This is a genomic window from Arthrobacter methylotrophus, assembly GCF_039539965.1.
Lineage (GTDB): Bacteria > Actinomycetota > Actinomycetes > Actinomycetales > Micrococcaceae > Arthrobacter > Arthrobacter methylotrophus.
Map to the genome: position 1 here is coordinate 697,246 of NZ_BAABED010000001.1, position 12,880 is coordinate 710,125.

8 protein-coding genes are annotated in these 12,880 nt (G+C 62.4%); all 8 read left to right on the plus strand.

The window, feature by feature from the left end:
* The first annotated feature begins 119 nt into the window (after positions 1-119).
* The 8 genes from glmS (at position 120) to ABD884_RS03585 (ending at position 12,785) form a co-directional block, all read left to right on the plus strand.
* Complete coding sequence (gene glmS, locus ABD884_RS03550; protein WP_345036498.1) at positions 120-2,012, plus strand: glutamine--fructose-6-phosphate transaminase (isomerizing); 1,893 nt, start codon at positions 120-122, stop codon at positions 2,010-2,012.
* A 4-nt stretch (positions 2,013-2,016) separates the two neighbouring features.
* The gene (locus ABD884_RS03555) at positions 2,017-2,364 is read left to right on the plus strand and encodes a holo-ACP synthase (protein ID WP_028265063.1); all 348 of its coding nucleotides are present in this window, start codon (positions 2,017-2,019) and stop codon (positions 2,362-2,364) included.
* Positions 2,365-2,378: 14 nt separating this feature from the next.
* Positions 2,379-3,923 (plus strand): NAD(P)H-hydrate dehydratase, encoded by a 1,545-nt coding sequence (locus ABD884_RS03560; RefSeq protein ID WP_345036510.1) that lies wholly within the window; start codon positions 2,379-2,381, stop codon positions 3,921-3,923.
* Between the two features lie 74 nt (positions 3,924-3,997).
* Positions 3,998-6,346, plus strand: a complete 2,349-nt coding sequence (gene glgX, locus ABD884_RS03565) for a glycogen debranching protein GlgX (protein ID WP_345036529.1) — start codon at positions 3,998-4,000, stop codon at positions 6,344-6,346.
* A complete protein-coding gene (gene treY, locus ABD884_RS03570; protein ID WP_345036542.1) occupies positions 6,343-8,655 on the plus strand; it encodes a malto-oligosyltrehalose synthase in 2,313 nt (770 codons plus the stop codon). The genes glgX and treY overlap by 4 nt, the downstream gene beginning before the upstream one ends.
* Before the next feature lie 57 nt (positions 8,656-8,712).
* Positions 8,713-10,491 (plus strand): malto-oligosyltrehalose trehalohydrolase, encoded by a 1,779-nt coding sequence (gene treZ / locus ABD884_RS03575; RefSeq protein ID WP_345036549.1) that lies wholly within the window; start codon positions 8,713-8,715, stop codon positions 10,489-10,491.
* Between the two features lie 5 nt (positions 10,492-10,496).
* On the plus strand, positions 10,497-11,534 hold the full coding sequence (gene mgrA / locus ABD884_RS03580; protein ID WP_345036557.1) for an L-glyceraldehyde 3-phosphate reductase: 1,038 nt from the start codon (positions 10,497-10,499) through the stop codon (positions 11,532-11,534).
* Positions 11,535-11,699: 165 nt separating this feature from the next.
* A complete protein-coding gene (locus ABD884_RS03585) occupies positions 11,700-12,785 on the plus strand; it encodes an inositol-3-phosphate synthase (RefSeq protein ID WP_028265058.1) in 1,086 nt (361 codons plus the stop codon).
* Positions 12,786-12,880 lie beyond the last annotated feature (95 nt).

Below are 12,880 nucleotides of genomic sequence, written 5' to 3' on the forward strand. Positions count from 1 at the left end.
AATTTGTGTGAGCATGCTCTCCGTAAAACCGTACGATCCGCCGATTTCCGGACGACGGCGGGACAGCGGGGCTGGATATCCTACCTCCGTTTCGCAGGGCACCCGCTACTCTTGTAGGCATGTGTGGAATCGTGGGTTACGTTGGCAATTCATCCCGCCGGGCAGACGCCGGGCACTCGGCTCTCGACGTCGTGCTTGAAGGGCTTCGTCGTCTTGAATACCGGGGCTATGACTCAGCCGGAGTTGCAGTGGTGGCTGATGGAACCATCGCCAGCCGGAAGAAGTCGGGAAAGCTCAGTAATCTGCTGAACGAACTCGAGGACAATCCGCTCCCGGAGTCCTTGACCGGCATCGGCCACACCCGTTGGGCTACCCACGGCGGACCCACGGATCAGAACGCCCACCCGCATCTGGCAGACGGCGGACGCCTGGCGATGATCCACAACGGAATCATTGAAAACTTCGCCGAGCTCAAGCAGGAGCTTGTCGCCAAGGGCGTCACTTTCGCGTCGGAGACGGACACAGAGGTTGCAGCAGCACTTCTGGGGGATATTTTCCGCAACCAGCTCAAGGGGGATTCGTCCAATGGCAAGCTCACCAAAGCGATGCAGCTTGCCTGCCAGCGGCTTGAAGGCGCTTTCACGCTCCTCGCCGTGCACGCTGAGCGTCCCGACGTCGTCGTGGCCGCCCGCCGCAACTCTCCCCTCGTAGTCGGACTCGGCGAGGGGGAAAACTTCCTTGGTTCGGACGTTTCCGGCTTCATCGACCACACGCGCCGCGCCGTCGAGCTTGGCCAGGACCAGATCGTTACCATCACGGCCGACTCCGTGGAGATCACGGACTTCTTCGGCGCTCCCGCCGAAGGCAAGGAATACCACGTTGACTGGGATCCGGCCTCTGCGGAAAAGGGTGGCTTCAGCTCCTTCATGGAGAAGGAAATCCATGACCAGCCCGACGCCGTCACCCAGACCCTGCTCGGCCGCTCGGACATCAACGGCCAACTGACCCTCAGTGAGCTCCGGATCGACCCCGAGTTGCTGAAGCAGGTCAACAAGATCATCGTGCTTGCTTGCGGCACAGCAGCCTACGCCGGGATGGTGGCCAAGTACGCCATCGAGAACTGGTGCCGTATCCCCACCGAGGTGGAACTCGCGCACGAGTTCCGTTACCGGGACCCGATCGTTGACGCCAACACCTTGGTGGTGTCCATCAGCCAGTCCGGCGAAACCATGGACACTTTGATGGCCGTACGCTACGCCCGTGAGCAGGGTGCCAAGACGATCTCCATCTGCAACACCAACGGCTCCACCATCCCGCGGGAATCCGACGCCGTGCTTTATACACATGCCGGTCCCGAGATCGCGGTCGCTTCGACCAAGGCATTCCTCGCCCAGATCACCGCTGCCTACCTGCTTGGCCTCTATCTGGCCCAGTTGCGCGGGAACATCTTCTCCGGTCAGATCAAGGACGTCTTGGCGGACCTTGGAAAGATCCCTGCCCACATCCAGAAGATCCTCGACAATGCCGGACCTCTCCGCGAGCTCGCCCGCAGCATGAAGGACGAGAAGTCCGTACTGTTTCTTGGCCGCCACGTCGGCTTCCCGGTGGCCCTTGAAGGCGCGTTGAAGCTCAAGGAAATCGCTTACATCCACGCCGAAGGGTTCGCTGCAGGCGAGCTCAAGCACGGACCGATCGCCCTGATCGAGGAAGGACAGCCCGTCTTCGTGGTGGTCCCGTCCCCGCGTGGCCGCGACTCCCTCCACGCGAAGGTTGTGAGCAACATCCAGGAAATCCGCGCCCGAGGTGCGCGCACCCTGGTGATCGCCGAAGAGGGCGACGAAGCCGTGCGGGCCTACGCCGAGTACGTCTTCTACGTTCCGCAGACCCCTACGCTCCTGATGCCGCTGCTCACTACGGTTCCCCTGCAGATTTTCGCGGCTGAGCTGGCCAAGGCCAAGGGGTACGACGTGGACCAGCCGCGCAACCTCGCCAAGAGCGTGACCGTAGAATAGCCGCATGATTGTTGGCATAGGCGTAGACGTCGTAGACATTGAGCGCTTCGGGCGCCAACTCGAGCGGACCCCGGGCCTCCGTGACCGCTTGTTCGTTCCCGCGGAACGCGAGCTGAACACGCGGTCCTTGGCTGCGCGCTTTGCCGCCAAGGAAGCTGTGGCCAAGGTATTGGGAGCTCCCGCGGGCATGAACTGGCAGGATTGCTGGATCGGCTTGGACCAGTACGGCCCCACGATCAAGGTCAAGGGCACCGTCCTCGCGGTGGCCGACTCCAAGGGCGTGAAACGCTGGCATGTTTCGATGAGCCACGACGGCGGAATCGCTACTGCCATGGTCATCGCCGAAGCTTAGCAGCGTCAGCAACCATGATCAGCGCCTTCACCGGAACACAGATCAGGGCAGCGGAACAACCGCTTCTCGATGCCGGAGAAGGCGCTGTTCTCATGCAGCGAGCGGCCCACGGACTGGCGAACGCCGTCGTAAATGAGCTCCGCTCGGAGGGCCGCCGCCTTTACGGATCGAGCGTCACCGTGCTGGCGGGCAAAGGGAACAACGGCGGGGACGGTCTTTTCGCCGCGGCAATCCTCGCACGCCGCGGAATGCGCACGACGGCGGTGCTCACCGCCGGTTCTGCCCATCCTGGCGCCCTGGGGGCCTTTGGCGCGGCCGGTGGACGTATCCACGTTTTGGACGAGAATAATGCCGAAGAGCTCGCCGTGCTCATCGCCGGAGACGATGTGGTCATCGATGCCATCCTTGGCACGGGCGCCCGCGGCGGCCTCGGCGGTCCGGCTGCGGAATTGATTGTGGCCTTGCAGGAGTTAAAGCCGAAGGTAGTTGTAGCCTGCGATGTCCCTAGCGGAGTGGACGCAGACACCGGCGAGGTCCACTGGCCCGTGCTGACGGCGCGGCTCACCGTGGCATTCGGGGCAGTCAAAGCGGGCCTCATGGCCGATCCTGGCGAGGGCTGTGCCGGCCGTGTCCTCCCGGTGCCCATCGGCATGGAAGATTCGCTTCCACTACCTGCCCTTCGCCGCCTCTCTGTCCGCGACGTGGCTGCTGTGCTGCCGAACCCCGGACGCCGGGTCCACAAATACACCAGGGGAGTCCTGGGCATTGTGGCCGGTTCCGAGCGCTACACAGGGGCAGCGGCTCTCTCGGTCGAGGCGGCCTCCGTCGCCGGCGCGGGAATGGTGCGGTACCTCGGCCCGGAGACGGTTGCACGCCAAGTTCTGGAGCGGACCCCTGAAGCGATCTGGGAGCCGGGCGAGCCCGGCCGGGTCCAGGCGTGGCTGCTTGGGCCTGGACTGAACGGGACCGAGCAACTACAACGTGCCCGGGACGTACTTGCCGCAGCGTCCGCCGCCGGCCAGCCCGCCGTCGTCGACGCCGGTGCCCTGGAGCTCCTGCCCGAACGCTGCCCGCCCCACTGGATCCTGACCCCGCACGCGGGAGAACTCGCTGCCCTTCTTGGCCGGGGCGAAGTGTGCGTGACGCGTGAGGATGTGGAATCGCGGACCTTGCATTTCGTGAGGCTCGCTGCCGAACACACCGGTGCCGTGGTCCTCCTCAAAGGTGCAACAACGTTGATTGCTTCCCCTTCCGGAGCGGTCTTCAGCCAGTCGGAGGGGTGCCCGTGGATGTCCACTGCAGGCAGTGGAGATGTCCTGGGCGGGATACTTGGCGCCTTGGCGGCAACATATGCGGAGTCCGGCATGGACGACGACGGACCATTCGCAGCTCAGGGGATCGAGCCTGCGGAACGTTGGGCAGCAGCAGCGGCCGTCGGTGCGAGCATCCATGGAATGGCCGGCAGTGCCGCCTCGGCGGGTGGGCCGCTCACGGCTTCCGACATCGTCCGGGCGGTCCCTGGCGTCTACCGAGCTCTCATGGAACATCGCACCAGATAATCTCCGATGTTCTTTAAATGTCGCATAGTCTGGCTAGGCTTGCAGGAAGTTATCCGGCACGTGAAGGAGGACACATGGACGTTTGGCCAGGATCCGCGTATCCGTTGGGTGCTACTTTCGATGGCACGGGGACGAATTTCGCGTTGTTCAGCGAAAAAGCGGAGAAGGTGGAGTTGTGTCTCTTTGACGAGGACGGTAATGAGGTCAGCTATACCGTCAGCGAGGTGGATGGTTATGTGTGGCATTGTTATCTTCCGCATGTTCAGCCGGGGCAGAAGTACGGGTACCGGGTGCATGGTTTGTATGATCCTGCTGCGGGTCAGCGTTTCAATCCGAACAAGCTTCTGCTGGATCCTTATGCCAAGGCTGTGCATCGGCAGATCGATTGGGATCCGGCTCTTTTCTCTTACAACATGGGGGATCCTGATTCCCGGAATGATAAGGATTCCGCGCCGCACATGATGATGGGTGTGGTGATCAATCCGTTTTTCGATTGGGCCGGTGATCAGCAGCTTCGGATCCCGTATCACCGTTCGGTGATTTATGAGGCGCATGTGAAGGGCCTGACGCAGCTTCACCCGGAGGTGCCCGGTGAGCAGCGCGGTACGTATGCCGGTGTCGCGCATCCGGCGGTGGTTGCCCATTTGAAGAAGCTGGGGGTCACGGCTATCGAGCTGATGCCGGTCCATCAGTTCACGAACGACGGTATTCTGCAGGACAGGGGGTTGAATAATTACTGGGGGTATAACACCATCGGGTTCTTCGCTCCGCATAATGGTTATAGCTCCAAGGGTGATACCGGCCAGCAGGTGCAGGACTTCAAGGCGATGGTCAGGGCTTTGCATACGGCGGGTATCGAGGTCATTCTCGATGTGGTGTATAACCACACGGCCGAGGGTAATCATCTGGGGCCCACCTTGTCGTTCAAGGGGATCGATAATTCCGCGTATTACCGTCTGGTGGAGGGTGATCTCAAGCATTACATGGATTACACGGGGACGGGCAACTCGTTGAACGTGCGCAGCCCGCATTCCTTGCAGTTGCTGATGGATTCTTTGCGTTATTGGGTGACGGAGATGCATGTGGATGGTTTCCGTTTTGATCTTGCCTCCACGTTGGCGCGGGAGTTTTATGATGTGGACAAGCTCTCGACGTTCTTTGAATTGATCCAGCAGGATCCGGTGGTCTCGCAGGTGAAGTTGATTGCGGAGCCTTGGGATGTGGGTCCGGGCGGGTATCAGGTGGGGAATTTCCCGCCGCAGTGGACGGAGTGGAATGGCCAGTACCGGGACACGGTGCGTGATTTCTGGCGGGGGGAGCCTTCCACGCTGGGTGAGTTCGCTTCGCGGTTGACTGGTTCGGCGGACCTTTACGAGCATTCGGGGCGGCGTCCGGTGGCTTCGATCAATTTCGTCACGGCCCATGACGGGTTCACGTTGGCTGACCTTGTTTCGTATAACGAGAAGCACAACGAGGCCAACGGTGAGGGTAACAATGACGGGGAGTCTCATAACCGTTCCTGGAATTGCGGGGTTGAGGGGCCCACGGAGGATCCGAAGGTCCTGGGTCTGCGGGCCCGTCAGCAGCGGAACTTCATTGCGTCCATGCTGCTTTCCCAGGGTGTTCCGATGCTGTTGCATGGTGATGAGCTGGGCCGGTCGCAGCGGGGGAATAACAACGGTTATTGCCAGGACTCGGAGTTGACGTGGATCAATTGGGAGAGTGTGGATCAGCCGTTGGTGGAGTTCACGGCGGCGGTCAGTGCGTTGCGGGCCAAGCACCCCACGTTCCGGCGGAGCCGGTTCTTTGATGGCCGTCCGGTGCTTCGGGGGGAAGGCGAGAGGCTTCCGGATATCGTGTGGCTGGACGTGGACGGGACCACGATGACGCCCTCGGACTGGGACAGCGGTTTCGGTCGCTCCGTGGGGGTGTTCCTCAACGGTGACGGGATCCGTGGCCGGGATAACCAGGGGCGCCGGATCAAGGACGTTAATTTCCTGCTGTACTTCAACGCCCACGACGATGAAGTCGGTTTCAGGGTTCCCTCGGACGAATACGCGCCCGCGTGGGACATCATCATCGATACCGCTGGCGGCGGAGCCGACACCGAACCCGTACTGGCGGAAACCGTCCTCGGTGTCGGGGCCAAATCGCTCGTGGTCTTGCGGGCACACAGCGTGCCGGACACGGACCCGGACCACTCCGTCGCCGCTTCCCTGGCCGCCTTGTCGCAGACAACCACGCCCGAAACGGCTTCCTTGACGGCACCAGCCACGCCGGCACCGACTGAGCCCGCTTCCGGAAGCGAGCCTGCCTCCGGAAGCAAGGTCGCCTCCGGAAGCAAGGCTGCCGCCGATGCCAAGCCCCCTGCCGCGCCGAAGAAGCCCAGAAAGCCACGCGTCCCCAAGAACGGGAAATCATGAGGACGCCGGCCTCCACGTACCGGCTCCAGATCCGTTCCTCGTTCACGCTCCAGGACGCGGCAGCTCTCACGGACTATCTACGCGAGCTCGGGGTCGACTGGGTGTACTTGTCGCCCATCCTGACGGCGGAGGAAGGCTCGGACCACGGTTACGACGTGACCGACCCCTCCGCCGTTGATGCTTCCCGTGGCGGGGCGGAAGGGCTCGCCGCAGTCTCCAAGGCGGCACGGGAAGCCGGACTCGGGGTCCTGGTGGACATTGTTCCCAACCACATGGGCGTTGCGTCGCCTCCGCAAAACGCCTGGTGGTGGTCGCTCCTCAAAGAAGGCAAGACTTCCCGTTACGCGGAAGCATTCGACGTCGATTGGGACTTCGGCGGCGGAAAGCTACGGCTCCCGGTTCTCGGCAGCGACGACGACCTCGACAAACTGGAAGTGGTCGACGGCGAAATGCGCTACTTCGACCATCGGTACCCGCTGGCCGACGGCAGCTACGCCCCCGGTGACACCGCCCGGGACATCCATGCACGTCAGCATTACGAACTGATCGGCTGGCGGCGGGCCGACGACGAACTGAATTACCGCCGATTCTTCGCGGTCAACACTTTGGCCGGGATCCGCGTGGAAATCCCCTGGGTTTTCGAGGAATCCCACGCCGAGGTCTCCCGCTGGTTCCGCGACGGACTCGTGGACGGGCTGAGGATCGACCACCCTGACGGGCTCGCGGATCCGGCCGGATACTTGGCCCGCCTGAAGGAGACCACAGCCGGCTCCTATGTGCTCATAGAGAAGATCCTGGAGCCGGGGGAGGAACTTCCGGAGAATTTCGATTGCGAAGGAACCACCGGCTATGACGCACTCGCCGACGTCGACCGCCTTTTCGTTGATCCCGACGCCGAGGCACCGCTGGACGCCCTGGACGCAAGGCTCCGGGGCACCCAGTCACCGGCTGATTACCAGGCCATGATCCACGGGACCAAGCGGCGCATCACCGACGGCATCCTGCACTCGGAAATTCTGCGGCTTGCGAGGCTCGTCCCGGAGTCGCCGGAGCTTCCTCGGCGTGAAGTGGCCGATGCGCTGGCCGAGGTCATTGCCTCCTTCCCCGTTTACCGAAGCTACCTACCGTTCGGCAAAGACATCGTGGTGGAGGCCGTTGAGCGTTCCGCCCAGACCAGGCCGGAGCTCGGAAGAGTCCTCGATGCGCTGCTTCCGCTGCTGCTCGACGCTACCGGTGAACTGGGCTGCCGGTTCCAACAAACCTCAGGCATGGTCATGGCAAAAGGCGTGGAAGACACCGCGTTCTTCCGCTACACGCGTCTTGGAACGCTGACCGAGGTTGGAGCGGACCCCACGGAATTCGCCCTGTCCCCGGCTGGATTCCATGACCGGATGGTGCGCCGCCAGGAACGGCTCCGGCTGTCCATGACCACGCTGACCACGCACGACACGAAGCGCAGCGAAGACACCCGGGCCAGGATCTCCGCTATCTCAGAGGCAATCCCCGAGTGGGAAGCATTCGTGGACAGGATGCAAGAACTTGCTCCGATTCCCGACGGACCCCTCGCAGCCCTCGTGTGGCAATCCATGACGGGCGCTTGGCCAGCCAGTCGCGAACGCCTTCACGGCTACGTCGTCAAGGCGGCACGCGAGGCCGGTAACTCCACCAGCTGGACGGAGCCGGACGAAGGATTCGAAGCGAGCCTCACCTCCGCCGTCGACGCAGTCTTCGATATTCCGGAGGCCTCGGCCGCACTGGAAGGGTTCGTGGCCCTTTTGGAACCGTACGGGACGTCCAACTCGTTGTCGGCCAAGATTGTCCAGCTGACCATGCCGGGCGTACCGGACGTCTACCAAGGGACTGAGTTGTGGGACCGTTCGCTCACCGATCCGGACAACCGCCGCCCGGTCGATTTCGAACGGCGCAGGGCCGCGCTTGCAGCCCTTGACGCCGGTGCCCCAACTGAGGTGCGGGACGAACTGGCTAAGCTGCTGCTGACTTCCCGGGCGCTGCGCCTGCGTCGCGACCGGCCTGAGCTCTTCGGTGGTTACAGTCCTGTCAATGCCGACGGGCCCGCGGCCGAACATCTGATCGCCTTCGACCGCGGCGCGGCCGGCTCCGGCGCCATCACTCTAGCCACCAGGCTCCCGCGGAAGCTTGAGCTGAGTGGCGGATGGCAGGACACCTCCATCCAACTGAAACACGCGGTCCATGACACGCTCACGGGCAACAGCTACCCAGCAGGCGAGGCGCAGCTCACACGCCTTCTGTCGAGGTTCCCGGTGGCCCTGCTCATACCGGTCACCTAGCCAGGCCACTAACAACTGCCGACAAGCGATGTCCGAACAAGACGACGAGGGGGAACCATGCCTGAGACGAGCAGCACGCGGAAAGGATTCGAGGTGTGGGCCCCGTTTGCAGAGTCCGTCACTCTGCTCGCAGCGGGCCAGCACCACGAAATGAGATCGCTTGACGACGGCGTCACTGGCTGGTGGACGGCGGACGTAGCCAGGGAGGGCGGGACTGACTACGGTTATCTGGTTGACGGAAAGGGGCCCTTTCCCGATCCGAGATCGCAGAGACAGCCAAACAGCGTCCATGGCTTGTCCCGTACGTTCGACGCCTCGTCCTACGCCTGGAACGACGCGGAATGGGCCGGGCGCGGGCTTGGCGGCGCCGTCATCTACGAGCTTCACCTGGGAACATTCACACCGGCGGGCACCTTGGACGCGGCAGCCGAAAAGCTCGATTACCTGGCTGAGCTGGGAATCGACTTCGTGGAACTCCTGCCCGTCAACGCCTTCAATGGCGACCACAACTGGGGCTACGACGGCGTCCTGTGGTTCGCCGTCCACGAAGCCTACGGGGGACCGGAGGCTTATCAGCGGTTTGTTGATGCCGCGCATGGTGCCGGACTCGGCGTCATCCAGGACGTGGTCTACAACCATCTTGGGCCCAGCGGAAACTACCTGCCCAAGTTCGGCCCCTACCTAAAATCCGGTGAAGGCAACAGCTGGGGCGATTCGGTGAATCTGGACGGCCCCGGCTCGGACGAAGTCCGCCAATACATTCTGGACAATGCCGCCATGTGGTTGAACGATCTCCACGTGGACGGGCTGCGCCTGGACGCCGTGCACGCCCTCCGTGACGAAAGGGCCGTCCATATCCTGGAGGACCTTGCCGGCCTTGCGGACGGCATCGAAGCCGAAACCGGCATCCCCAAGACCTTGATCGCTGAATCAGACCTCAATAATCCGCGCCTTATCTACCGCAGGGACACCAACGGTTACGGCCTGGAGGGGCAGTGGAGCGACGACTTCCACCACGCCGTCCACGTGAACCTCACCGGTGAGACCGCCGGCTATTACGCCGATTTTGATTCTTTGGCGGCCTTGGCCAAAGTCCTTGAACACGGATATTTCCACGATGGCAGCTACTCGAGCTTCCGCGGCAGGCATCATGGCCGGCCCATTCGCACAGGCCTGGCGCATCCTGCGGCGCTCGTGGTGTGCAGTCAGAACCACGATCAAATCGGTAACCGTGCCGCGGGTGACCGCCTCAGCGCAAGCCTGTCCTACGGCAGGCTGGCACTGGCCGCCGTGTTGACCATGACCTCTCCGTTCACCCCGATGTTGTTCATGGGCGAAGAGTTCGGCGCTTCCACGCCCTGGCAGTTCTTCACCTCGCATCCCGAAGAATGGCTGGCTGAAGCTACTGCGAACGGCCGCCTCAAGGAATTCGAACGGATGGGTTGGGACCCGGCCTTGGTGCCCAACCCCCAGGACCCGGAGACCTTCACGCGTTCGAAGCTCAAGTGGGAGGAAGTCCACGACGGCGATCACGCCCGGCTGTTGGAGCTTTACCGTGCCTTGGCGAACCTCAGGCGCTCGACGCCGGAGCTCGCCGGCGGCGGATTCACCGACACCCACGTTGACTTCAGCGAAGAGGACCACTGGCTGGTTCTCAGCCGGGGCGCCGTGAGGGTCGCATGCAACTTCGGGGACCGAGCCGTGACGAAGGCGATCGACGGCGAACTCTTGCTCGCCACGGACCCTTCGGCCGACGTCGGGAACGGAACGCTGACGATCCCGGCGGAGAGCGCCGCCGTCGTACGCCTTCCCGCACGGGAGCTGGTGGCAGGATAGTGCGTATGACTTATTCGGCTGCGGAAAACCGCTATGAAACCATGCCCTACCGTCGCGTCGGACGAAGCGGTCTCAAACTTCCCGCCATTTCGTTGGGACTGTGGCACAACTTCGGTGACGACAAGCGATTCGAGGAGCAGCGTGCCATCCTGCGCCGTGCTTTCGACCTTGGGGTGAATCACTTCGACCTCGCCAACAACTATGGTCCGCCGGACGGTTCTGCCGAAACGAACTTCGGACGCCACCTGAAGGACGACTTCAAGCCATACCGCGATGAACTCGTCATTTCCACCAAGGCCGGTTACTACATGTGGCCCGGCCCCTACGGGGAATGGGGCTCCCGTAAGTACCTCCTTTCCAGCCTGGACCAGTCTCTGCAACGCATGGGCCTGGACTACGTGGACATCTTCTACAGCCACAGGCCGGATCCTGAAACACCCCTTGAAGAAACCATGGGCGCACTGGACTACGCCGTCCGTTCCGGTAAGGCGCTGTACGCGGGTATCTCCTCCTATACTCCGGAACAGACTCTCGAAGCCGCCCGGATCCTCAAGGAGATGGGCACGCCGCTGCTCATCCACCAGCCCAGCTATTCCATGCTCAACCGCTGGACCGAGAATGGCTCGCCGAACCTCTACGAAACTCTTGACCAGGTGGGTGCCGGATCCATCGCTTTCTCCCCGCTGGCGCAGGGGATGCTGAGCGACCGGTACTTGAACGGCATCCCGGCAGATTCGCGAGCGGCCAAGGAACGGTTCCTGTCCGAATCGGCGCTCAGCGAGGAAAAGCTGGACCGGGTACGGGGATTGAACGCGATCGCCGAAGGACGCGGGCAGACCCTCGCGCAGATGGCTATCGCCTGGATCCTGCGCGAACAGCCCAAGGGCTCATCCGTGACCTCGGCCTTGGTGGGTGCGTCAAGTGTCGCGCAGCTGGAGGACACGCTGTCCGCCATCAACAACCTCGACTTCTCATCAGAGGAACTGACCGCCATTGACGAGTTCGCCGTCGAATCCGACATCAATCTGTGGGCGCAGAAGTAGATTCGGAAACTTAACACAAGTGCGGGGTCGGCTGGGAACAAAGACGGCCCCGTGCGTGTTGGTTACAATGCAAAGAGCGCCGAATGGCGCTGTGCCTTTAAGTCGCCGTCATACACTCATGTACTGACGCGCCAGGCACCTGAGGTTAGTTCTCAAAGGAGTTCCGTGTCTTCACATCCGATTCGTGTCGCCATTGTCGGTGTAGGTAACTGCGCCGCTTCGCTGGTCCAAGGTGTCCACTACTATCGCGATGCCGACCCCCAGGCCACGATCCCAGGTCTGATGCACGTCGAGTTCGGCAAGTACCACGTCAACGATGTCCAGTTCGTCGCTGCTTTCGATGTCGATAGCAAGAAGGTCGGCCTGGATCTCGCAGACGCCATTGGCGCGAGTGAAAACAACACCATCAAGATCGCCGATGTCCCCGAGCTCGGGGTGAAAGTCCAGCGTGGCCACACCTTGGACGGCCTGGGCAAGTACTACCGCGAGACCATTGTCGAGGCCCCGGAGGAGACTGTGGACATCGTGGCCGCGCTGCGCGAGGCCAAGGCCGACGTCATGGTCTGCTACTTGCCGGTTGGCTCCGAGGAAGCCGCGCACTTCTACGCGCAGTGCGCCATCGACGCCGGTGTGGCTTTCGTCAACGCGTTGCCGGTCTTCATTGCGGGTACCAAGGAATGGGCCGACAAGTTCACGGCGGCCGGCGTGCCGATCGTCGGTGACGACATCAAGAGCCAGATCGGCGCCACCATCACGCACCGCGTCATGGCCAAGCTCTTCGAAGACCGTGGCGTCACATTGGACCGCACGTACCAGCTGAACGTCGGCGGCAACATGGACTTCAAGAATATGCTGGAGCGCGACCGCCTGGAGTCCAAGAAGATCTCCAAGACCCGGGCCGTGACCTCCAACGTCGAAGCCAAGCTCCACGCAGACGATGTCCACATCGGGCCGTCCGATTATGTTGCGTGGCTCGATGACCGCAAGTGGGCGTTCGTCCGTCTTGAAGGCCGCAACTTCGGCGATGCCCCGGTTTCGCTTGAGTACAAGCTTGAGGTCTGGGACTCCCCGAACTCCGCAGGTGTCATCATCGATGCCATCCGCGCCGCCAAGATCGGCCTGGACCGTGGCATCGGCGGCCCGCTGCTGTCCGCGTCCAGCTACTTCATGAAGTCTCCGCCGGAGCAGTTCAACGACGATCTCGCCCGCGAAAAGGTCGAAGCCTTCATCCGCGGAGACGTCGAGCGCTAACCATCCTCCCGGACGCTCGCTCACTTATGCGGCGTTTTTGACGGACGCTCACTCACTTATATGTGAGTGAGCGTCCGTCGTTTAAGCGCTCCCGT